This window comes from Streptomyces sp. NPDC043853, from assembly GCF_056436025.1.
This window is the reverse complement of record NZ_JBWKDJ010000005.1, coordinates 50,315-72,854: the sequence shown is the minus strand read 5'-3', so window position 1 is coordinate 72,854 and position 22,540 is coordinate 50,315. Positions and strand designations below refer to the sequence as shown.

Here is a 22,540-nt window from a genome sequence, read left to right as displayed (position 1 = left end):
CACATCCGGACAGGGGCTGGAGGCTCCGACGAGGCCTTCACCGCTCCCGGATACGACCAGGGCGCTGCTTCACCGGCCTTCCAGCGGCGGCCACCTCCGGACCGGTGATGCGGTTCGTCTGCGGCACCGGCGTGGCGGCCCCGCGCCCGGCCGCGTCGGTCGCCTCGTACGTGCGCTGAGCAAGCGCGTCACACCTCGCCCCCGGCCCGGCCGGGCCGTGTCTCCCACGGCCCGGCCGGTTCCGCACGGACCGGCCGAGCCACGCTCCAACTTGTCATCCACCGTTCGGCGTTCGGCCCTACGCACTGCCGCCGCAGCGCCGCGCAGCCCTGCCACGGTGTCGTGACGTCCCGCCCATCGACTCCCCACGGAGATGGCGATGAAGCGTTTCACCGGAAAGGCGCTGGGCGTAGCCGCAGCCGCCTTATCCATCGGACTGGCCTCACTTCCCGCGACGGCCGCCCCCTCTTGGGCGCCGATAGCCGCGCCGGAGAACTTCACCCTGGTCGTCTTCCCTGGTTGAGGACCACCGCCCCCTTCTCACCCGGCTTCAGCCAGCGGCCCTCCAGCAGTTCCGGCGGGACGAAGGACGTCGTGGCGGCCGGGATCGCGGCCACCGCCTCGCGCCGACGCGCCACCCCGTGCTTTCCGACATCGCCGTCGCGGTGGTGGCGCTGGCGGCCACGCTGTCCCAGCTCGCACACGACGGCCCCGCCCTTGCCCGCCCTGCCCTGGACAACCTCACCCCGGCCGGCCTGCTGCTCGCGGCCTGCGCGACCGTCCCGCTCCTGGTCTGGCGCCGCTTCCCCCTCGGCGTCTTCCTGTTCACCGGCGCGGCCGGCGTGCTGCTGGCGGCCGTCGTCCGTCCGATCGACCTGGTCATCGGCCCCGCCGTCGCCCTCTTCCTGCTCGCCGCGAGCGACACTGCTCGGCGGCCGGCTGGAAGCCGGCCGCACGGGCGCCGAGTTCCGCATCCATGCCCGCCTGCCCTACGGAGGCCACTGGTGACCCGCGTCCTGATCGCGGACGACGACCTGCTCATGCGCGCGGGACTCGTCGAACTCCTCACCGTCGACCCGGACATCGAGATCGTCGGACAGGCATCGACCGGCCGTGAGGCCGTGCGGGAAGCGACCCGGCTCGCCCCGGACGTCGTCCTGATGGACGTCCGCATGCCCCACCTCGACGGCATCGCCGCCACCCGCGAACTGACCCGGGCCGGCACGACCGCCAAGGTCCTGATCCTCACCACCTTCGAACAGGACGACTACATCTTCGGCGCCCTGCGCGCCGGCGCCTCCGGCTTCCTGCTCAAGCGCACCCGCCCCGAGGAGCTGATCGCAGCCGTCCACACCGTCGCCGCCGGCGACGGCCTGCTCTCGCCGTCCGTCACCCGTCGCGTCATCGACCGCATGGCCCGGCAGCCCGCGCCCGACCACGCCGACAGGGCGGCCTACCTGGAACGCCTCACCCCTCGCGAACGCGAGGTCCTGCCCCTCATCGCCCGCGGACTGTCGAACCGGGAGATCGCCGCCGCGCTCGTGGTCGAGGAGTCCACCATCAGGACCCACGTCAAGCGCATCCTGATGAAGCTGGGCCTCCGCGACCGCATCCACGCGGTGATCCTCGCCTACGAGACGGGCCTCACCCGCCCGGGCCACGGCGACGGTAACGGTGACGGCGATCGCAACGAAGGCGAACACCCGGACTGACCCGGGGAGAGAGTCCGGTCGGGCGACGCAGGCCGGGCACCGTCCGCCTACGCTGCCGGCCGGACCGCCTGGACGTAGCGCAGCCACGGCCGTACGTCACCGCTGCCACGTACGTCGAAGCCCGCGTCGGCGACGAGCCCGGTCAACAGGTCGGCCCGGTAGTCCGCCATGGCATGCCCGCCCGTGGCATGGACCAGACGGCGGACGAGCCCGCTCTTCGGCGGGCGGAAATCGGCGACCAGGAGCCGCCCGCCGGGCCGCAGTACCCGGAACATCTCGCGGAGCGCCACCGGCCGCAGGTCCGCCGGCAGATGGTGCAGCATCAGGCTGGTGACGACGGTGTCGAAAGAGGCATCCGGCAGGTCGAGCGCCTCCGCGATCCCCTCCCGGTACGCGGCGGGCGCCCACCGCGCCCGGCGGCGGCTCTTGCGCCGCGCATAGTCGAGCACGGACAGCGACGGATCGACCCCGGTCACCACACCCCCGGGTCCGACCCGCTCGGCCATGTGCCGGGTCAGGTAGCCGGTGCCGCAGCCCACGTCCAGGACGCGGTCACCGGCCTCGGCCCCGCTGAGAGCGGCGAGGCGCGTGAAGGCGCGGTGGCGGAGGCCACCGAAGAAGAGGGCGCCGCACACCTCGTACACGTGGGGCGTACCGATCGTCACGCCCGGAGTGTCCGTACGGCGCTCGCCCTGCATGAAGCGTCCGAGGTGCATGATCCACCGCCTCGCTCAGTCAAGACCGAGTACACCACCAACTTAGTCCGGACCGAGACATCTTGTCGGGGGACGCCGCTACCCGACCCGGACGCGGCTCGGGTGCTGCCCGTACTACACGATCGAGCCGGACGGAGCGTGTCTGACCTGCCCGCGGAGGTGCGTCGCCGAGCGGCTGCGCCGACTCGAGGACGAGGGTTGAGCGCGGTTCCGTACGCACGGCATGCGGCGTACGGCAACGGGCCGGTACCGACGGTTGTGAACACCCATCGGTACCGGCCCGTTCGGATTCGGCCCGCTTACTTCGCCGGGTCGACCTGGAAGATCTTCGCCATGTCGTCGAGGACGATGTCGGCGCCCTGGAGCGAGACGGAGGTCATCCAGACCGCGTCCTCGACCTCGTGGACGTTGCCCTTCTGGACGGCGTTGAGGCGCTGCCACAGCGGGTTGGCGAGGAACTTCTTCTTGCGCTCCTCACCGCCCGAGAAAGTGGTCATGAAGATGTGGTCCGCGTCCGCCTGCTGGACCTGCTCCTCGCTGATCTCGATGTTGAACTTCGCCGGGTCCTGCTGGTTCGCCGGCCGCGCCAGGCCCATGTCGTTCAGGATGATGCCGCTGAAGGTCTTGGGCAGGTAGATGCGCGTCGGACCGTCCAGGAAGCGGACCACCGAGTAGGTCTGGTTGGGGTTCTTGGCGTTGACCGCGTCGCCGATCTTCTTCGCGCGGGTCTGGTACGCGGCGAGCTTGTCGGCCGCCTTCTTCTCCTCGCCCAGCGCCTTGCCCAGGAAGGTGATGTTCTCCTTCCAGATCGGGCCGGTGGTCGGCACGAAGACCGTCGGCGCGATCTTGCTCAGCGGGTCGTAGAGGTCCTTGTGACGGACCGTCGCCGATACGATGAGGTCCGGCTTGAGGGCGGCGATCGCCTCCAGGTTCGGACTGTCCATCGGGCCGACGTCCTTGGTGTCCTTCACCGCGTCACCGAGGTACGCGGGGAAGCCCTTCTGGTCGCGGTAGGCTCCAATGCCGCCCACCAGCGGGGCGTCCAGCGCGACGACGGCCTCGACCAGGCTGTTGTCCAGCGCCACGACGCGCTTCGGCTTCGCCTTGATCTCGGTCTTGCCCTTGTCGTGGTCCACAGTGCGGGGGAAGCCCGAGTCGGCGGCGGGGGCCGGCTTGTCGGCCTTCGCCTTGCCGTCAGCGCTGCCGCCGCCGCAGGCGGCCAGCGTGAAGGCCATGGCCGCGGTGAGTACGGCAGCGGTCAGCCGGCCGGGCCGGCGGCGCTGGGTGAGGGTGTTCATGGGTCTCCCTGGACACAAGATATTGCTTAGGCAAGGCTTACCTATGTGAGCGGAGGTGAGGATAGCGCCTCTTCGTGGCCGAATCCACACAGCGGGTGGCCGTACGCGCTAAATGAGGCATGCCTTACCTTGTGCGGGTGTCTGTGAAGCCCCTCCCCGAAGGGGCGGCCGCCGCTCCTGCGCCGCCCGCCCCGCCACCCCACCGCCCTCCACGAGTTGCCGCGCGCGTGCTCGTCACGGCGCTGCTGGTGACCGCACTTGTCGCCGCGGCGTGCGCCTCGCTCGCCATCGGCACCAAGTCCGTCCCGCTCTCCGACGTCCTGTCCGCCATCGCCGGCGGAACGGACGGTGACGCGATGGTCGTCCGCGAACTGCGCATGCCCCGGACCTTCCTGGGCCTGCTCGTCGGGCTGGCGCTCGGCGCCGCCGGAGCCGTCGCCCAGGACATCACCCGCAATCCGCTGGGCGATCCCGGCCTCATCGGCATCAGCGCAGGCGGCTCGTTCGCCGTCGCCGCGGGCATCGGAGCGCTCGGACTGACCAGTTCCTACCACTACATATGGTTCGCCTTCCTCGGCGGAGGACTGGCCGGCCTGCTCGCGTACGCCGTCGGCGGTACCGGCTACGGTGGCGCCACGCCCGCCAAACTCGCCCTGGCCGGCGCGGCCGTCACCGTGCTCCTGGACGCCGGCACCAACACGCTGGTCCTGCTCGACGTCCGCACCCTGGACCAGTACCGCTTCTGGGCGGTCGGCTCACTCGCTGGGCGCGACCCCCAACTCGGGGTGGAACTACTGCCGTTCATCGCCACCGGCCTGGTGCTCGCGGTCGGGCTCAGCGGTCGGCTCAACGCCCTGGCCCTCGGCGACGACCTCGCCACCACCCTCGGCACCCGGGTACGGAGCACCCGTCTCCTCGGCGCCCTCGCGGTCATCCTGCTCACCGGCGCCGCCGTCGCCGCGGCCGGACCCGTCACCTTCGTCGGCCTGATCGTCCCGCACGTCATACGGGCGTTCACGGGGCCCGATGCCCGCTGGCTGGTGCCCTGTTCGGCGCTCGGCGGCGCCGCCCTGCTGCTCACCGCCGACGTCGTCGGGCGCGTGGTCGCCCGCCCCGGCGAACTGGAGGCCGGCGTGGTCACCGCACTGCTCGGCGCCCCCTTCCTCGCCGCTCTGGTCAAGCGCGGCAAGCTCAAGGAGCACACGCGATGAGCACCCTGCGCATGGAATTCGGCCCCTTCGGCGTGGCCCTGCGCCTGCGCGTGGCCCTCACCGTCGTCGCCCTCGCCCTGCTGGGCTTCGCCGGACTCGTCGCCTCGGTGTCCCTCGGCACGTACGCCATCCCCGTGGGGGAAGTCCTGGGTGCCGTCCTCGGTACCGGCGACGGCGCCGCCGACCTGATCGTCCATCAGCTCCGGCTGCCCCGCGCCCTGACGGGGCTCATGGTCGGCGCCGCGTTCGGCCTGGCCGGCGCGGTCTACCAGGCCGTCACCCGCAACCCGCTCGCCAGCCCCGACCTCATCGGCATAGCGGCCGGCGCGGGCGCCGGCGCCGTGGGGACCATCCTGATCGGCGGCGTCACCGCGGCCGGCGCCGGAACGTTCGGTGCGGTGCCGTTCGGCGCGCTGGCCGGCTCCCTGCTCACCTCCGCCGCGATCTACCTGCTGGCCTTCCGGGACGGCACGATCACCGGCTACCGCTTTGTCCTCGTCGGCATCGCCGCGAACGGTGCGCTCCTCGCCCTCACCCGCTGGATGATCGCCCGCGCCGACATCGACCAGGCGTCCCGCGCCATGGTGTGGCTCACCGGCAGCCTCAACGGCCGCGGCTACGACCACGTTCAGTGGTCGGGCCTGGCCCTGCTCGTGCTGCTGCCGCTGACGGTGGCGCTGGCCCGCCCCTACCAACTGCTCCAGTACGACGACGACACCGCCCGCAGCCTCGGCGTACCGCTCCGGTATGCACGCATCACGCTGCTCGTCCTCGCCACCTGCCTCACCGCGCTGGCGACCTCCGCGGCCGGGCCGATCGCCTTCATCGCCCTGGGCGCGCCGCAGATCGCCCGCCGCCTCGCGGGCACCTCCGGCATCCCGATGGTGTGCAGCGCGCTGACCGGCGCCGTTCTGCTCATCCTGGCCGACCTGGCCGCGCGGATCGTCCTGTCGCCGACCGAACTGCCGGTCGGCGTGCTCACCGGCGCCGTCGGCGCCCCCTACCTGCTGCTGCTCCTCGCCCGTACCAACCGGGCCGGAAAGGGAGGCTGACATGACCTCACAGCTCACCGAAGCCGCCACCGCCGCGCTGAGCGGCACCGGTCTGCGCCTCGGGTACGGCGACCGCGTCGTCGCCGAGAACCTGGACCTGGCGATACCCGCCGGCAAGGTCACCGCACTCGTCGGCCCCAACGCCTGCGGCAAGTCCACCGCCCTGCGCGCCCTCGCACGGCTCCTGAAGCCGACGGGCGGCACCATCCACCTGGACGGCGAGGACATCGCCGGCATGTCCGCCCGCGACTTCGCGCTGCGCCTCGCCCTCCTCCCCCAGACCCCGAGCGCCCCCGACGGCATCACCGTCCGTGACCTGGTGGCCCGCGGCCGCACCCCGCACCAGCGGTGGTGGCGCCAGTGGTCCTCCTCCGACGAGGCGGCAGTCGACGCGGCCCTGACCGCCACCGGAGCCGTGGAACTGGCCCACCGCTCCATCGACGAACTCTCCGGCGGGCAGCGCCAGCGCGTGTGGATCGCCATGGCCCTCGCCCAGGACACCCCCGTCCTCCTGCTCGACGAACCGACCACCTACCTCGATCTCGCCCACCAGGTCGACGTCCTCGAACTGGTCGCCGAACGCAACCGCGCCGACGGCCGCACCGTGGTGATGGTCCTCCACGAACTGAACCTCGCCTGCCGCTACGCGGACCACCTCATCGCCATGCGCGACGGCCGTGTCATCGCCGCCGGTGCCCCGTCCGAGATCGTCACCCCCGACCTCGTCCGGGACGTCTTCGGCCTGCGCGCCGCGGTCATCGAGTGTCCCGTCGCCGGCACCCCGCTCGTCGTACCGGCAGGAGGACGCAGGACCGAACCCGTGTGAGGCGGCCCGGCGGAAAGCCGTCCGGAAGTCACCCCTGACGGCCGCGACGTAGGTGCGCTCCTCGCCCTATGCGCGGCCGTCGGTGTCAGCGATAGGCCCGGCCGGAAGGCGGACCAACCCGACGTGCTACGCCCGTCCTTGCCGGGCCAACCTCCACTCGCACCCTGCCCAGCAGGAAGGACAACCCACCGAACATCCGCTTCTCGGTGATGTCCGGCCGTTCACCGAGCTGCTCCCTGATCCGCTGGGCCAGGCCCTCGTCGTACGTCAGCCGACCGGCGCGCGGCGACCGAGTACATCGCGGCCATGAGCGCGGGTTGACCCCGCAAGGAGGCCTTCAGCGATCGGCCTGGACCAACTCCCCTTCGCGCCGGACCTGGGCCGGGATGCTCGGCTTCGGCACTCGAGCCCTGCGGCCGAGTTCCATCAGAAGGAGGGCCAGCGCCGTACCGCCCGCACCCAACGCCTCGTCATATCGCCACAAGACCATGTTCTCACGCGTGAGTTCCGTGGCAGGCAAGCCGGCCTTGACCCGCAGGGCGACGAGTTCTGCATGAGCAGCGGTTCGCCTGCGGACCAGATCGATGACGGCGTCGTCCAGCTCCGCGACCTTTCGGTGCGCCTGTTCGATGGAACCATCTCGGGGTGTAGGCATCCCAACTCCTTCCGGTGAGAGCTCGGGCGGCTGCGGAACGATCAAGTCCCGGACCCTGTGGGGTCGGCGGTCGGTCGCGCTTCCGGCGCCTGACCTTGTATACAACTCCTGCATCGTAGCCCGCCGTTGCGAATATTAGGTAAGGCTTGCTTTACTGCCCGTGTTTGCTTTGTATCGGTGACGGAGCGGGCGGGCAAGGCCCGTGACAGAGCTTCGGTACGGCACTTCCCACATCCCGAGCAGGACGTTGGGCATCCCCACCGTCCTCCCCCTCCGGGCTCCGGACCCCGGACAGCCCATGACCCCAGGAACGCACACCATGCGCACTGCGAAGCCCCGGCACTACCTCATGTGCCGACCCACGTACTTCGACGTGGTCTATTCCATCAACCCGTGGATGGACCCGGGCAAGCCCGTCGACCCGGCTCTGGCCGTGGCCCAGTGGGAGCAGCTGCGCCAGCTGTACGTGGATCTCGGCCATACCGTGGAACTCATCGACTCTGTCGAGGGCCTGCCCGACATGGTCTTCGCCGCGAACGGGGCCACCGTGATCGACGGGCGGGCCCTCGTGGCCAAGTTCCGCGATGCGGAGCGCGTCGCGGAGGCTCCGGCGTACCGGGACTGGCTGCACGCCAACGGGTTCCCCGAGCCGAAGACGGCCGAACTCGTCAACGAAGGCGAGGGCGACTACCTGCTCGTGGGTGACCTGCTGCTGGCCGGGACGGGTTTCCGCAGCGATCCCCGTTCGCACGCAGAGGCCCAGGCGTTCTTCGGCCGACCGGTGATCAGCCTCACCCTCGTGGACCCGAACTACTACCACTTGGACACTGCCCTGTCCGTCCTGGACGACGAGACGATCGCGTACTACCCGCCGGCGTTCTCTCCCTCCAGCCAGGCCGTGCTGCGTCGGCTGTTCCCCGACGCACTGATCGCCGGCGACGCCGACGCGCGTGTCTTCGGCCTCAACGCGACCTCGGACGGCCTCAATGTCGTTCTGCCCCACGGAGCAGTGGACCTTGCCGGGCAACTGCGTGAACGCGGTTTCACACCCTGGGGAATCGACCTTTCGGAGCTGCTCAAGGCCGGCGGCAGCGTGAAGTGCTGCACGCTGGAGCTGCGGAAGGCTTCCTGATCGCTGAGAGCGCTCCTTCGGGCGCGTGGACCTTTCGGGTCCACGCGCCCGAAGACATGGCCTGACCCCACCGGTTGACCGTGGCCCGGTCCATCGGCAGGGCGGGGCGCCGCGCTCTGACGCGCGGCGCCCGGCCTGTTGTGTTTCCGTCCCGGGCCGGTGGAGGTTCAGCGGGCCAGCGCTGCGGACTCCTCGTTCAGGGCGGAAACCTCGGGACCACCCTCGACCGCAGCCTCCGCCGCGGGCACGAGGAATCGCGAGACGCTGCGCAGCTTCTCACGGGTCTCCTCCAGCTCGCGCTCCGGAGTCGAGTGCGCGACGATGCCGGCGCCTGCGCGCAGCCAGGTCCGGCCTTCGTGCCGGTAGATGCTCCGCAGGACCAGCGCCGCGTCCACCGTTCCGTCCGCGTCCACGGTCAGCACCGCGCCGCTGTAGAGGCCTCGCGGGCCCAGTTCGGCGCGGCGGATGAGGTCGCAGCCTTCGGCCTTGGGGATGCCGGACGCGGTGACGGCGGGGAAGAGCGCGCCGACCGCGTCCCAGGCGGTACGCCCCTCCGCGAGGGTGCCCGAGAGCCGGGAGGCCAGGTGCTGGACGCTGCCGCGCTCCTTGATGGACATGAAGTCGTCCACGGTGACGGAGTCCTCGGTGCAGACCTGGTGGAGCTCCTCGGCGACGAGGCGCACGGAGGCCGCGTGCTCGAAGACCTCCTTCTCATCCCGGTAGAGCTCGGCCCGGCGGCCGCGGTCCCCTTCCGGGTCACCTTCGAGGGCGCGCGTCCCGGCCAGCGGCTGGGCGACGACGTGCCCGGCGTCGGTGACCGCGGCGACGATCTCGGGGCTGAAGCCCGCGGTCTCCCAGCCGCCCAGGCGCAGCAGGAAGGACCGGGCCGGGTCGTTGCCGCGACGTCCCTCCACGTACGTGGTGGGGAGGTCCACCGGCGAGTTCACGGGCACGGCGCGGGACAGGATGACCTTGGTGAGCTTTCCGGCGCGGATCTCCTCCACGGCGCCCGCGACGGCGGCCTTGTAGGAGTCCGCGTCGTGGTTCTCGATGTCCGCGACCACGCGCCGGGTACTGCCGAAGGCACCGCCGAGGGCGGCTGCCGAGCGCACCCGCTGCTCCAGGGCGCCGAGCTCGTCGGCGTCGAGGGCCCGGAGCAGGGCGCTGCCGTCCTCCAGCCGCACTTCGCGCAGCGGCACGGCCAGCATGGCGAGGGGGGCGTCGCCGGGGGCGGCGGGCAGCCCGTGCAGGGGATAGCTGAGCTCGAAGGCCGCCCAGCCGTAGGCGCGCCAGCCCTGTACGGGGACGGCGGCCAGGGCCTGGTCCAGGGCCTGGAGCACGCCCGTATCGGCCGTGAACACCGCCGTGGTGTCCGCGCCACCGGGGTTCTTGACGCTGAGGGTGGTGCGGTCCGTGTGGACGGTGATCGTGCCGTGTTCTCCTTCCGCCCATCCGACGGCGCCACGGTTCTCGTAGAGCACGTAGGCATCCGCCGAGGTTTCGGACAGGGCAGCCGCGGTGCTCAGCACGTCGCCGGTCAGCGGTATCCGGCGCTCATGGTAGGCAGGGGCCAGGGTCACGACTTCTCTCTCTTTCCCGGAGTCGGTTGGTCCGGTGGGGCGGGATGTCCCGCGGGAATCGGTGGAACGGGGCGCCGCGGACGTCCGGTTCGGGGAGGGGTCCGCCTCGCCTCGCAGGGTTCGCAGCACGTGGTCGACCACGGTGGTCAGGTGGTCCAGAAGGTAGAAGTGCCCGCCGGGCAGGACGTCCGTGGCAGTGACGCGTGACGCGACCTCCTCCCAGCGCGGGGCGTCCCACGCGGGTGTGGCGGGGTCGGAGTCCCCCAGCAGCACGCGCACCGGCGTACTGATCCGGGGCCGGCTCAGGTCGGGTGCGTACCGGCCGATGACCTGGAAGTCCGCCCTGCACGGAGGCATGATCAGCGCGCGGACCTCCGGGTCGTCGAGGAGTTCGTCGGGGGTCCCGCCCAGGCCGCGCAGGTACTCGATGATCTGCGGGTCGTCGTAATCGGCCACCGGGGACGGGTGCTCGAGCAGCCTGCGGGGGCTGGGGCGGCCCGAGACGACCAGGCCCACGGGCCGGGGCCCCGGCTGCAGTTCGAGGCGTCGGGTGACCTCGAAGGCGACGGACGCGCCCATGCTGTGCCCGAAGAACGCGGTGGGCCGGTCCATGCAGCCGGTGACGGCCTGCGCCAGCGCACCGGCCAGGTCGGCCATGCGTGTCACCGCGGGCTCCGCAAGGCGGCGCTCGCGCCCCGGGAGGACCACCGACAGGACCTCCACGTCTCCGGGAACGGCTCGGGCCCAATCCCGGTAGAAGGCCGGGGACCCGCCGGCCGGGCCGAAGCACACGATGCGTGCCGCGGCGTCCGGCCGGGGGGCGTACCGGCGGAACCATGGGGAGGCGAGGGCGCCTTCGGGCCCGCGTGGATGCTCAGGCATGGTCCGGTCCCGCGGCAGCTGCTCCGCTGCCGTCCTCGGCAGCCAGCTGCGCCTCGATCTCCGCGTCGGAGAGACCGTCGATCTCCAGGAAGATCTCGGCCACGGCCTCCAGGCGGCCGGCGTCCTCCTCCCGGGCGGTGAGCGTCCGTGCGAGGTCGGCCACGGTGAGGGAGGAGAGGATGTCGTGGACCGACACGTCGTCGGTGTCGAGGACCTCGCGGAGCCGCGAGGTGATCCGCGTGGCGAGGATGGAGTCGCCGCCGAGCGCGAAGAAGTCGTCCTCGCGGCCCACGGCCCCGGCATCGAGTACGCCGGCCCAGACGCGGGCGATCACGTCCTCCAGCGCGGTGAGCGCTCCGGCGGAGCCGCCGTCCGTCTTCAGCTGCGCGGCCAGGAGCTCGCGCAGGGCGCGGCGGTCCGTCTTTCCGTTGGCGGTCAACGGCATCTCGCCGAGCACGGCGAGGGTGTCGGGCAGCATGTGGGCGGGCAGGCGCTCGGCTGCACGGGCCCGGATGTCCGCCGCGTCGGCCTCCTGGGCCCCCGTCGCGACGACGGCGCACAGCCTCGGGGTGGGGCCGGTGCGAAGGACGAGGGCGGTGGCCTGGCGGACGGCCGGGTGCTCCGCGAGGGCCGCCTCGACCTCTCCGAGTTCGATGCGGAAACCGCGGATCTTCACCTGGTCGTCGGCGCGCCCGAGGAACTCCAGGGTGCCGTCGGGCCAGTAGCGGGCGCGGTCTCCGGTGCGGTACCAGCGCAGTCCGTCCAGTTCGAGGAAGCGGTCCGCGGTGCGTACCGGATCGCCGCGGTAACCGTCGGCCACGCCCGTTCCGCCGATCCAGAGTTCGCCGGCGACCCAGTCGGGGCAGTCCCGTCCCTGGGCGTCGACGACCCGGCAGCGGACGTTGCGCAGGGGGGTGCCGTAGGGAACGCTCGTCCACCGGGCGGGTACCTGCCCGCCGACGGCCTCCTGGATCGTGGAGTGGATGGCGGTCTCGGTGGTGCCGCCCAGGCCGAGGAAGCGGCAGCCGGGGACCTGGGCGTGCAGCCGGACCGGCAGGTCGACGCCGACCCAGTCACCGCCGAGGAGGACGGCGCGCAGCGTGTCGTCGATCGGGTCCTGTTCGGCCGCGGTGAGCAGCATGTCGAGCAGGCTCGGTACGCAGTTGAGGACGGTGGCGGCGTGCCGGCGGACCAGGCCCGTCCAGGCGGCGGCGTCCTTGCGGGTCGTCTCGTCGACGGTGACGACGGCGCCGCCCGCGGACAGGGGGGCGAAGATGTCGAAGACGGACAGGTCGAAGTCGAGGGCGGACAGGGCGAGGGTGCGGTCGCCGGTGCCGAGGCCGAGTCGTTCCACGAGATCGTCGATGGTGTTGGCGGCGGCCCGGTGGGAGACCTCGACGCCCTTGGGCTCTCCGGTGGAGCCGGAGGTGAACAGGACGTAGGCGACCGCGTCGGGCGAGGCGTACACGGGCTCGGGCAGCGGGTCGGGCCAGGTGGCGGCTTCGTCCAGGGCGAGGAGGCCGGGGCCGGCGGTGGAGCCCAGGACGGTGGTCACCCCGGCCCGCTCGCGGATGGACTCCGCCCGGGCGGCGGGCTGTTCGATGCCGATCGGCACGTAATGGGCACCTGCCGCGTGGACGCCGAGGACGGCGACGATCTGCTCGGGGCCCTTGGGGAGGCTGATCGCGACGGCGTCGCCCGGCTTGACCCCGCGGTCACGCAGGGCTCCGGCGACGCGCAGCGCCTGGTCCGCGAGCCGGCCGTAGTCGAGGGCCGTGCCGTCTCCGGCGAGGATCGCGGGGGCGGTCGGCCGTTCGGCGGCCCGGACGAAGAAGGCGTGGTGCAGCGGGTTCCGGGGTGCGGGGCCGTCGGTGCTGTTGGCCTCGGCACGTACGGCGAGCTGGGCGGGGGTGGCCAGCGGGCCGACCGGGACGTCCCAGGCGGTACCTTCCGCGACGCGGCCGAGCAGGTCGGTGAAGGCCGCGAACATGGCCTCGGCGGTGCCGTCGGGGAACGCGTCCGAGCGGACGTCCCAGTTCACGAGCAGTCCGTCGTGGAGTTCGGTGATCTGGGCGTCGAGCAGGACCTGCGGGCCCTGGGAGACGATCCACACCGGCTCGCCCAGGACCCGCTCCACGTCGGCTCCGAAGAGTTCACCGAGGTCGAGGGCGCTGGTGAAGACGACCGGCGCCAGGACCTGCGTTCCCTGGTCCCGGGAGAGGTCGCGCAGGACCTCGACGCCCGAGTACGAGGAGTGGGCGGCCGCCGAGTGCATCCGGTCCTGGGCGTCGCGCGCCCGATCCGCGAAGCTGCGGATCTCGGTCAGGTCGACGTCCAGCAGGACCGAGCTGGTGAAGTCTCCCACGAGGCGGTCCACGTCGGGGTGGAGCGGACGCCGGTCGAACATGGGGACGTTGAGCAGGAAGCGGGGCTCCCCGCTCCAGGCTCCGAGCACCTCGGCGAAGGCGGTGGCGGCGGCCACCGCGGGTGTGACCGCGTGCTTGCGGGCCTGCTCCGTGAGCCGGGCCCGCTGTTCGGGCGAGAGCCAGTGGTGGAGCCGGGTCACCCGGTTGGCCGGACCGCGTTCCGCTTCGGGGCGGGTCGGCAGGTCGGGTGCTCCCGGGAGTTCGCCCAGGCGGTCGCGCCACCAGGCCACGTCCTGGGGGCGCGGCGGCTGGGCGCGGCGTTCGGCGAGGTAACGGGAGTAGCTGTAGGCGAGTTCGGGCAGCGGCTGGTCGGGGTGCTCGTAGAGGTGGACCAGGTCGGCCAGCATGACGCGGAAGCTGCGCGCGTCGGCGGCCAGCATGTCCACGTCCACGTGGACCCGGGTGCGTCCGCCGGGCAGCCGGGTGAGCCGCACGTCGAAGACCTGACCGGCCGACACATCCAGCAGCTGGTGGGAGAGTTCCTCGCGGAGCCGGGCCGCCTGCTGCTCGGCCTCCGCCTCGCCGGCGTCGCGCAGGTCGAGGACGGGAATGCGCGTGCCGCGGGTCCACGGTCCGATGACCTGCCGGCCGTCGTCGAGGATCCGCGCCCGCAGCATCGGGTGCCGGTCGGCGAGGGCGGCCACGGCCGCGCCCAGGCGGTCCGGGTCGACGCCGCTGCCCTCGAACTCGGTGTACAGGTGGGCGGCCACCGCGCCCAGGGTCTGCGAACCACGTCCGATCCAGTAGGCGTGCTGCATGAGGGCGAGCGGGAAGGGCTCCTGCTCGTCGGGCAGTTCAGCGGACTCGGCAGGTTCGGCCGGAGCTGCGGTGGCGGCGGCGGTGTTCCCGTCGGCGGGAGCGGACTGCGGAGCGGCAGCGGCGAGCAGCACTCCCCAACCGGCCAGGGTCGGCTGCCGTGCCAGGTCGGCGAATCCCACGTCCATCCCGGCCCGGCGGAAGCGGTCCGCGATCCTCATCAGCTTGAGTGAGTCCAGGCCGAGTTCGATGAGGTTGACCTGGTCACCGATGGGCTCGGCATCCGGGCCGAGCAGCTCGGTGACCACACGGCGGAGGTCGTCGATGGACAACATGAAGCGGCATCTTCCTAACGCGTCGTGTGGTGTAGGAGTCGTGGGCCTGGCTCGCCGTCTTCCGGAAGACCGGCCAGAGGCGGCGGGGCCCAGTAGGACCGATGTCAAATGGCGTACAAGGCAACAGACATGACCATCCTGAGCACCCTTCGCGACGGGAGGTGTGCAACGACGGGACTTAGGTTAACCTAACCAGACATGATTGTGGATGCCGCCAACAGTTTCGACATCCACGCCCTGACGAGCGGAAACCAGCGAGGTGCGCGCGACGCCCTCCGGCCCACGAGAGTCGAGCCATCGTGACCCAGAACGCCACCATGCCCCCCGCGCCCCTGCCTTCGGGACTGACCCCTTGGCCGGAGGAAGACGCAGCCCGCTACGTGGCAGCCGGCCACTGGGACGGGCGCACGCTCGGCACGCTGCTCCGCCACTGGGCGCAGGAGTACGAGGACCGTCCGGCGATCGTGGCGGGCGACGAGCGGCTGAGTTACCGTCAGCTCGACGAGCGCGCCGACCGGATGGCCGCCGGCCTCGCCGACCTCGGCATCCGGTCCGGCGACCGGGTCCTGGTCCAGCTCCCCAACAACGGTGCGTTCCCTGTCCTGTTCTTCGCGCTGGCCCGCCTGGGGGCCATTCCCGCGCTCACGCTCCCGGCCCACCGGATCACCGAGATCGGCCATCTGGCGCGGCTGTCCGGCGCCGTGGCCTATGTGATAGCCGACGAGTACGGGGCCTTCGACTACCGGACGCTGGCCGCCGCCGTTCTGGAGCAGGCTCCCGAGCTGCGGCACGTGCTGGTCGCGGGTGACCCCGGACCGTACACCGCACTGGCCAAGGTGGACGCCGAGCCCCGTGCTTTCGCCGACCCCGACCCTGCGGACGTCGCCCTCCTGCTGGTGTCGGGCGGCACGACGGGGGTTCCCAAGCTGATCCCGAGGACGCACAACGACTACGGGTTCAACGCGCGGGCCAGCGCAGCCGCGTGCGAACTCGATCAGGACACGGTGTACCTCGCGTGCCTGCCGATCGCGCACAACTTCCCCCTGGCCTGTCCCGGCATGCTGGGGACCTTGTCGGTCGGCGGCAAGGTCGTGCTCTCCCCCTCGCCCGCCCCCGGCGACGCCTTCTCGCTGATCGAGTCCGAGCGGGTCACGCACACCGCTCTGGTACCGCCGCTGATTCCGCTGTGGATCGACGCGGCGGAGTGGGACCCGGCCGACATCTCCAGTCTCCGCGTCCTGCAGGCCGGCGGATCCAAGCTCTCCGCCGACCTCGCCCGGACCATCCCGGACGCCCTCGGCTGCGCCGTCCAACAGGTCTTCGGCATGGCCGAGGGGCTCTTGAACTACACCCGTTCCGAGGACGACGCCGAGCTCGTCGCCGTGTCCCAGGGACGCCCGCTCAGCGGGGACGACCAGCTGCGCATCGTGGACGCCGACGGCCGGGAGGTCCCGCCCGGTGAGGCCGGTGAACTCCTGGTGCGCGGACCGTACACGCTGCGCGGCTACTACCGCGCCCCCGAGGTGAACGCCGTCGCCTTCACCCCGGACGGCTTCTACTGCTCGGGGGACCTCGTCCGGCAGCTCCCCTCCGGGCACCTCGTGGTGGAAGGCAGGGTCAAGGACACCATCGACCGCAACGGCGAAACGGTCTCCGCCGAGGAAGTGGAGGCACATGTGGCCGCCCACCCGCAGGTGCGGCGCTGCGCCGCCGTCGGGATTCCCGACCCTGGCAGCGAGGGAGAGCGCATCTGCGCGGTCGTCGTGCCGGCCGGCCCCGACGGTCCCACGGTGCAGGAGCTGCGCGGGTTCCTGCTGGAGCGTGGTGTCGCCGCGTTCAAGCTGCCGGACCGGGTGGCCACGGTCACCGACCTCCCCCTCACTGCCATCGGGAAGATCGACAAGCGTGCTCTGCGCGCCCGGCTGACCTCTTCCGGAACCTCTTCCGACCAGGCCTGAGTCCCGTCCCTCCCGTCCCGTTCAAGAAAGGCACCACCTCATGACCAACCCCTTCGACGACGAGAACGGCACCTTCCTGGTGCTCGTCAACGACGAGGGCCAGCACTCCCTGTGGCCGTCGTTCCAGACGGCCCCGGACGGCTGGCAGAGCGTGCTCGGCCCGGTCGGCCGGCCGGAGGCCGTGGCATACATCGAGACGGCCTGGACCGACCTGCGCCCCCGGAGCGTGGCGCAGGCCTCCTGACGTCTCGACGCCGGAAGGCCCCCACCGCGCACGCGGTGGGGGCCTTCCTCATGGGATCTCCGGTCAGACGACGTCGACGCGGGCCTTGGAGACCGCCGCGGCGAGGTCGTTCAGCACCTTGGTGAAACGCTGGTACGTGAACGGGGTCTCGGTCTGCCAGTCGGTGACCTGGCCGGCCTGAACGGCGGGAGCGGCCTTCCACGTGGGGTAGGCGTCGAGCTGCTGGTGGGTCAGGCCGCCCTCGGGGCGCGAGTCCTCGAGCACGAGGTCGGCCTTGTAGCGGCCGGCCTGCTCCCAGCTGAGGGACTCGAAGCCGGCCTCGGGCTTCTCGGGCTTGACGATGTCGAGGCCGAGCTGCTGGAAGTACTTCACGTCGCCGTGGAAGGCGGGGTCGGCTACGAAGAAGTTCTCCTTGGTGCCGGAGACCACGGCGACCGACAGGCCCTTCTTGGCCTCGGCGGCCTTCTTCACGCCCTCCGCGGCCGCCTCGAACTCGGCCTTCGCCTTCTTGACCGCGGCGCTCTCCGGGTCCGCTCCAAGGGCCGCGGCCAGCTCGCCGAAGCGCTTGACGGCGTCCGGAACCGCCACGCCCATCAGCTGGATGACGGCGATCGGGGCGACCGCCTCGACCTTCTTCATGACGTCTTCGGGGATGTACCAGACCATCGGGCCGTACGCGATGGTGACGATCAGCTCGGGCTTGAGCGAGATCAGCTTCTCCATCTGGAACTCGCCGAACGCGGTGCCGACCGAGGTGGTCTTCGCGAGGTCGACGTTGCCGATCTGCGGGCTGGGCTTGCCGTCCTCGGTCTTCTGCGGGCCGAAGATGCCGACGGGCTGGATCCCGAAGTCCCAGAGGGCCGCGGCCGGGTGGGACTGGGCGACGATGCGTTCGGGGCGCTTGGCCAGCTCGATCTTCTTGCCGCGGTCATCGGTGAAGCTCCAGGGACCGCTCGGAGCGGGCTTGCCCGAAGAAGCCTTGTCCGAGTCCTCGGGCTTGTCGGAACCGCCGCAGGCGGCGAGCAGCGGCGCGGCGGCGACGATGCCGGCGAGGGCCAGGAAGCGGCGGCGGTCGGGGCGGATGTCCTGCGCCGAGGAAGCCGGGGCGTTGTTGAAGATGGGCATGGTTGTCCTTCCGGGCGCGGCGATTGCCGCGGGATCGTGCGGGGTGGTGGTGCGCGGGGAGGGTGTGGAGTGCCGGTCAGCCGGCTGCGGCTGCCGGTTTCGCCTCGCGGGCGTCGGCGTGGTGCCTGCCGAAGGGGATGATGTGCGGGCCGCCGCCTGCAGGATCGTCGATGACCTTGCAGCTGAGCCCGAAGACCTCGGAGACGAGGTCCTCGTCTATGACGTCGGCCGGCGCGCCTTGGGTGACGATCTTTCCCTGTTTCAGGGCGATGACGTGGTCGGCGTAGCGGCAGGCGTGGTTGAGGTCGTGGAGCACCAGGACGACGGTGCGGCCCTGTTCCCGGTTCAGATCGACGACGAGGTCGAGGATGTCGATCTGGTGGGCGAGATCGAGGTGGTTGGTGGGCTCGTCGAGCAGCAGTACGGGGGTGCCCTGGGCCAGGGCCATGGCGATCCAGGCCCGCTGGCGCTGACCGCCGGAGAGTTCGTCCACGCTGCGGTCCGCCTGCTCCGTGAGCCCGGTGGCCTCCAGGGCGTCGTAGACGGCCTGCTCGTCCTCGGGCGACCACTGCCGCCACCAGGACTGGTGCGGGCTGCGGCCGCGTTTGACGAGGTCGAGGACGGTGATGCCCTCCGGCGCGACCGGGGACTGGGGCAGCATGCCCAGCCGGCGTGCCAGCTCCTTGCCCCGCAGGGTGTGGATGAGCTGACCGTCGAGGTACACCGAGCCGCGCTCGGGCGTTAGCAGGCGTGAGAGTCCGCGCAGGAGTGTGGACTTGCCGCACGCGTTGGCCCCGATCACAGCGGTGACCTTGCCGGCCGGGATGACCACGTCGAGGCCTTCGACGACGCGCCGGCCGTCGTAGGCGAGGGTCAGTCCCTCCGCCACCAGCCCCTGGGGTCGTTCGTCCACTTCAGCCTCCTGATCCGGTGCGGTTGGACCTGCCGAGCAGCCAGAGCAGGCAGGGGGCGCCGAGCACACCGCACACGACACCCACGGGAAGTTCGGTGCCGTCCAGCAGTTGGCGGCCGATCACGTCGCCGACGAGGACGACGAGGGAGCCGACCAGGGCGGACGGTACGAGCGCCGGGCCGGGGGCGTTGACCAGCCGCAGCGCGATCTGGGGGGCGATTAGTGCGACGAAGGCGATCGGGCCGGCCGCGGCACTCGCGAACGACACGAGGGCCGCGCCCACCACCAGAAGGGCGATCCGGGCGGTCTGGACCGGCAGTCCGAGGACCCTGGCCGTCTCGTCCCCGAGTTGCAGCCCGTTCAGCCACGGCCCCACCAGCGCCACGGCCGGCAGGAGCACGGCCAGGGACACTGCCAGCGGGCCCACGTGGCTCCAGTCACGGGCGTTGAGGCTGCCGGTGAGCCACATGAGGGCCTGCTGGGCCTGGTACACGCCGGCCTTGAGCAGGAGGTAGCTCGTCGCACTGGTGCACAGGGCGGCGATGCCGATGCCGACCAGGACGATGCGGTAGCCGGTGGTGCCGCCCTTCCAGGCCAGCGTATAGATCACAGCCGTGGCACCCAGCCCTCCGGCCAGGGCGAACGTCTGGAGTCCGACTCCGGAACCGACGCCGAACAGCAGGCCCGCCGTCGCCACGGTCCCGGCGCCCGCCGAGATGCCGATGACGTCGGGGCTGGCCAGGGGATTGCGGGTGAGGGTCTGGAAGATGGCACCGGCGACACCGAAGGCCGCCCCGCACATCAGCCCCACGAGGGCTCTCGGCAGGCGCAGTTCGTGGACCACCATATGGGTCGCCGGATCTCCGCCGCCGAGAAGGGCGCCGGCGACCTCGGAGAGCGGGAAGTCCAATTCACCGTAGGCGACTTCGACGACGAAGGCGAGGCAGACGGCGGCCGCGAGCGCCAGCGTGACCAGGATGCTGCGCGGGCGGACGATCCAGGAGGCCCGTGTCCGGGGCACCCGCAGGACCACGCCACCGGCGGACCGGGTACCGGTGCGCGCGGGTGCCGTTGCAAGGGTGGTGGGCATCTCTCAGAGCTCCGCAAGTCGGCGGCGGCGGACCGACAGGATGAAGAACGGCGCGCCGACCGCCGTGACGACGATGCCGACGTGGAGTTCGTCGGGGCGGGCGATCAGCCGCCCGGCCAGGTCGGCGGCGATCAGCAGGCAGGGTCCGAGCAGGGCCGAGTAGGCAACGATCCAGCGGTGGTCGGGTCCCGTGAAGCGGCGGGCGATGTGCGGGATGACCAGTCCGACGAAGGCGATCGGTCCGCAGAGGGCGACCGCACCACCGGCCAGCAGAGTGACGGCGACCGCACCGCGGATCCGGACCCTGCCGACGTTCTGCCCGAGAGCGGTGGCCAGTCCGTCTCCCAGCGCGAGTTTGTTCAGCGCGGGCGCGGTGAAGGCAGCCAGCAGGGCGCCTGCCCCGATGAAGGGCAGCACCCCCGCGAGCACCTCTGCGGGCTGGCCCGTCAGCGAACCGACGGCCCAGAAGCGGAAGTCACCGAGTGCCGCCGCGTCGAACAGGAGCACCGCATTGACGAGGGACAGCAGCAGGGCCGACACGGCGGCGCCGGCGAGGGCCAGCTTGGCCGGTGTCGCACCGCCCCGGCCCGCCGCTCCGAGGACGTAGACGAGGGCGATGGTGAGGACCGCGCCGACGAACGCGAACCACACGTAGCCGTAGACGGCCGTGACACCGAGGAGCCCCGTGCCGACCACGACACCGAGCGACGCCCCGGCGCTCACACCGAGAAGGCCGGGGTCCGCGAGCGGATTACGGGTCAGCCCCTGCATCAGCGCCCCGGACATGCCGAGGGCGGCACCGACGACGAGCCCGAACTCCGTTCTGGGAACACGCATCTGATGGATGATCCCGGACTCCTCGCTCCCGTCCGGATGGAGCAGCAGGTCGAGGAGGCGGTCGGGCGGGATCGACTTGGTGCCGAGTGCGAGGGACGCCGCGCACAGCAACACCAGGACGAACAGGCACACGGGAACGGCCACGAGATGTGGAGCAGTCCGACGCGAGGCCGCCTTGGGCGGTGGAACGGGCGCCGCGGTCAGGCTGGGGGTCCCCCCACGCGCACCGCGCGGAGGGGGAGAATCGGGAAGCACCCGGAAAGGATAGCCATACCTAACTACGAGCCAGCAAGCGTTATGCAGATGCTGTTGCCCCTCTGTTATCCCCGTGTCCGATCTCGTCGTTTCCACGATCGTCACCGACCACCTGGTCTGAATCCAGCCAGAGTTGACGGTAGAGCAGGGCGACGACGGCGAGGGTCGTCAGGCACAGCGCTCCGCCGCCCGCGACTGCCGCAGCAGGCCCCACTGCCGAGGAGGCCAGGCCGGCGATGACCCCGCCCAGCGCGGGAGCGGTCATGGCCTGGGCCAGCCACAGGCTGCTGACCCGTCCCTGGAGCGGGTCGGGGGTGTGGGTCATCAGCAGCGTCCGGCGCATGATCTCGGAGACCGTGTCCGCAACTCCGCCGAGGGCCAGGAAGACCAACCCGAGGCCCAGCCAGGGGCTGAGGCCGAAGCCGAGGCAGGCCAGTCCCCAGCCGGCCACGGCAGCACACAGGACACGCCAGTGGCGGCGCGTCCGGCCGGTCCACCCGGAGGTGAGGGAGGCCAGCGCCGAACCGATCAGCGGCGCAGTGGTGAGCAGGCCAACCAGTTCGGGGCCGCCCCCGAGACGTCGCTCCGCAATCTCGGGGAACAGCGCCTGCGGCGTGGCGAAGACGGCGACGCACAGGTCGATGACGAGGACTGCCGACACGACACGATTGCCGCCGATGAACCGGAAGCCTTCGCGCAGGGCTCCCAGGGCGCCGCCGTCACCGGGGTGGGCGCCATCCGCGGGGGAAACGCCGGACCCTTCCTCCGATTCCGTCAGGTCGTCACCGGAAGCCCCGTCCCCGGTGGGGGGCATGGGGGCCAGCCTGGTCAGCAGGAGGGTGGTGACCGCGGTGCCCGCCGCCGCGAGGGCGAACGTCGTGGCGAGTCCCGGGCCCGCGATCAGCACGCCGCCCAGCATGGGGCCGGCGATCGAGCCGAGGGTGGTGGTGACGGTCACCAGGGCCCCGGTCGCCGGGATGTGCTCCTCGCTGACGAGAGCGGGGAGGACAGCCGTGAGCGCGGTCTCCGCGACCCCTTCGGTGAAGCCGAAGAGGGCGCCGGTCACGTAGACCACCCACAACGACGGCTGTTCGGCCGCGGCGTTCACGGCGAGCACCGCGAAGGTGACCACCGCCCATCCGCTGCCGACCAGGATCAGCCCCTTGCGGTCCCGCCGATCGGCGAGGACGCCGCCGCCCAGGAATCCGAGCAGCAGCCCGGAGGCCAGGACGAGGCTGACCATGCCGACCTGCGCCGAGGAACCGGTCCGTTCGTAGACCTGGACCACCACGCCCACGGAGGTGAGTCCTATGCACAGCAAGGCGAGGACGCGGGCCGCCAGGACGAGCCCCAGAGGACCGCCGGCCCGGAGCGGAGAGAGATCCAGTGCCAGCTCTTTGATACGCAACTCCGGGCCTCCACCTGGGGTTTGTTTACCGCCGGTGGCGCCCGGCGGAGCGGGCCAACGATAGCAAGATAAGGCTATCCTAAGTTATGGTTCGGCCCATCAGTCATGCCTTGAGGGGACGTGAACCTT

The 22,540-nt window shown here is 71.5% G+C and carries 18 protein-coding genes; 8 read left to right on the top strand and 10 right to left on the bottom strand.

Annotation, left to right across the window (positions count from 1 at the left end; genetic code table 11):
• Window positions 1-379 precede the first annotated feature (379 nt).
• Both AC067U_RS15350 and AC067U_RS15345 read left to right on the top strand, forming a co-directional pair.
• The gene (locus tag AC067U_RS15350) at window positions 380-523 is read left to right on the top strand and encodes a hypothetical protein (RefSeq protein ID WP_478830180.1); all 144 of its coding nucleotides are present in this window, start codon (window positions 380-382) and stop codon (window positions 521-523) included.
• A 478-nt stretch (window positions 524-1,001) separates the two neighbouring features.
• A complete protein-coding gene (locus tag AC067U_RS15345) occupies window positions 1,002-1,712 on the top strand; it encodes a response regulator (protein ID WP_478830586.1) in 711 nt (236 codons plus the stop codon).
• A gap of 47 nt (window positions 1,713-1,759) precedes the next feature.
• On the opposite strand, the gene AC067U_RS15340 is transcribed toward AC067U_RS15345, so the two are convergent.
• Window positions 1,760-2,428, bottom strand: a complete 669-nt coding sequence (locus AC067U_RS15340) for a class I SAM-dependent methyltransferase (RefSeq protein WP_478830179.1) — start codon at window positions 2,426-2,428, stop codon at window positions 1,760-1,762.
• A 299-nt stretch (window positions 2,429-2,727) separates the two neighbouring features.
• Window positions 2,728-3,726 (bottom strand): ABC transporter substrate-binding protein, encoded by a 999-nt coding sequence (locus AC067U_RS15335; RefSeq protein ID WP_478830178.1) that lies wholly within the window; start codon window positions 3,724-3,726, stop codon window positions 2,728-2,730.
• A 137-nt stretch (window positions 3,727-3,863) separates the two neighbouring features.
• On the opposite strand from AC067U_RS15335, the gene AC067U_RS15330 reads away from it, so the two are divergent.
• From AC067U_RS15330 to AC067U_RS15320, 3 genes are read left to right on the top strand one after another with little or no spacing between them, the layout of a single operon-like run.
• Window positions 3,864-4,937 carry a FecCD family ABC transporter permease gene (locus tag AC067U_RS15330; RefSeq protein WP_478830177.1) on the top strand — a complete coding sequence of 358 codons (1,074 nt, stop codon included), beginning with the start codon at window positions 3,864-3,866 and terminating at the stop codon, window positions 4,935-4,937.
• Entirely contained in the window at window positions 4,934-5,989 is a 1,056-nt protein-coding gene (locus tag AC067U_RS15325) for a FecCD family ABC transporter permease (RefSeq protein ID WP_478830176.1), read from the top strand. Before AC067U_RS15330 ends, AC067U_RS15325 begins: the two co-directional genes overlap by 4 nt.
• 1 nt (window position 5,990) lies before the next feature.
• On the top strand, window positions 5,991-6,815 hold the full coding sequence (locus AC067U_RS15320; protein ID WP_478830175.1) for an ABC transporter ATP-binding protein: 825 nt from the start codon (window positions 5,991-5,993) through the stop codon (window positions 6,813-6,815).
• A 337-nt stretch (window positions 6,816-7,152) separates the two neighbouring features.
• Here AC067U_RS15320 and AC067U_RS15315 read toward each other — a convergent pair whose 3' ends face one another.
• Complete coding sequence (locus tag AC067U_RS15315; protein WP_478830174.1) at window positions 7,153-7,470, bottom strand: chorismate mutase family protein; 318 nt, start codon at window positions 7,468-7,470, stop codon at window positions 7,153-7,155.
• Between the two features lie 319 nt (window positions 7,471-7,789).
• Here AC067U_RS15315 and ddaH point away from each other — a divergent pair, with 319 nt between their 5' ends.
• Window positions 7,790-8,602, top strand: coding sequence for a dimethylargininase (ddaH, locus tag AC067U_RS15310; protein ID WP_478830173.1), 813 nt, complete (start codon window positions 7,790-7,792; stop codon window positions 8,600-8,602).
• 167 nt (window positions 8,603-8,769) lie between these two features.
• Here ddaH and AC067U_RS15305 read toward each other — a convergent pair whose 3' ends face one another.
• On the bottom strand, window positions 8,770-11,064 hold the full coding sequence (locus tag AC067U_RS15305) for a salicylate synthase (RefSeq protein WP_478830172.1): 2,295 nt from the start codon (window positions 11,062-11,064) through the stop codon (window positions 8,770-8,772).
• The gene (locus tag AC067U_RS15300; protein ID WP_478830171.1) at window positions 11,057-14,581 is read right to left on the bottom strand and encodes a non-ribosomal peptide synthetase; all 3,525 of its coding nucleotides are present in this window, start codon (window positions 14,579-14,581) and stop codon (window positions 11,057-11,059) included. The genes AC067U_RS15305 and AC067U_RS15300 overlap by 8 nt, the downstream gene beginning before the upstream one ends.
• Window positions 14,582-14,880: 299 nt before the next feature.
• On the opposite strand from AC067U_RS15300, the gene AC067U_RS15295 reads away from it, so the two are divergent.
• Window positions 14,881-16,539, top strand: coding sequence for a (2,3-dihydroxybenzoyl)adenylate synthase (locus AC067U_RS15295; protein ID WP_478830170.1), 1,659 nt, complete (start codon window positions 14,881-14,883; stop codon window positions 16,537-16,539).
• Between the two features lie 40 nt (window positions 16,540-16,579).
• The gene (locus tag AC067U_RS15290) at window positions 16,580-16,783 is read left to right on the top strand and encodes an MbtH family protein (protein WP_478830169.1); all 204 of its coding nucleotides are present in this window, start codon (window positions 16,580-16,582) and stop codon (window positions 16,781-16,783) included.
• A 63-nt stretch (window positions 16,784-16,846) separates the two neighbouring features.
• Here AC067U_RS15290 and AC067U_RS15285 read toward each other — a convergent pair whose 3' ends face one another.
• The 5 genes from AC067U_RS15285 to AC067U_RS15265 all read right to left on the bottom strand — a co-directional run bounded on the left by AC067U_RS15285 (window position 16,847) and on the right by AC067U_RS15265 (window position 22,411).
• The gene (locus AC067U_RS15285) at window positions 16,847-17,908 is read right to left on the bottom strand and encodes an ABC transporter substrate-binding protein (protein WP_478830168.1); all 1,062 of its coding nucleotides are present in this window, start codon (window positions 17,906-17,908) and stop codon (window positions 16,847-16,849) included.
• Between the two features lie 76 nt (window positions 17,909-17,984).
• The gene (locus tag AC067U_RS15280; protein WP_478830167.1) at window positions 17,985-18,821 is read right to left on the bottom strand and encodes an ABC transporter ATP-binding protein; all 837 of its coding nucleotides are present in this window, start codon (window positions 18,819-18,821) and stop codon (window positions 17,985-17,987) included.
• A 1-nt stretch (window position 18,822) separates the two neighbouring features.
• Window positions 18,823-19,911 (bottom strand): FecCD family ABC transporter permease, encoded by a 1,089-nt coding sequence (locus AC067U_RS15275; RefSeq protein WP_478830166.1) that lies wholly within the window; start codon window positions 19,909-19,911, stop codon window positions 18,823-18,825.
• Window positions 19,912-19,914: 3 nt separating this feature from the next.
• Window positions 19,915-20,892: a FecCD family ABC transporter permease gene (locus AC067U_RS15270; RefSeq protein ID WP_478830165.1), complete on the bottom strand. Its 978-nt coding sequence runs from the start codon at window positions 20,890-20,892 to the stop codon at window positions 19,915-19,917.
• A gap of 151 nt (window positions 20,893-21,043) precedes the next feature.
• A complete protein-coding gene (locus AC067U_RS15265) occupies window positions 21,044-22,411 on the bottom strand; it encodes an MFS transporter (protein ID WP_478830164.1) in 1,368 nt (455 codons plus the stop codon).
• Between the last annotated feature and the right edge of the window lie 129 nt (window positions 22,412-22,540).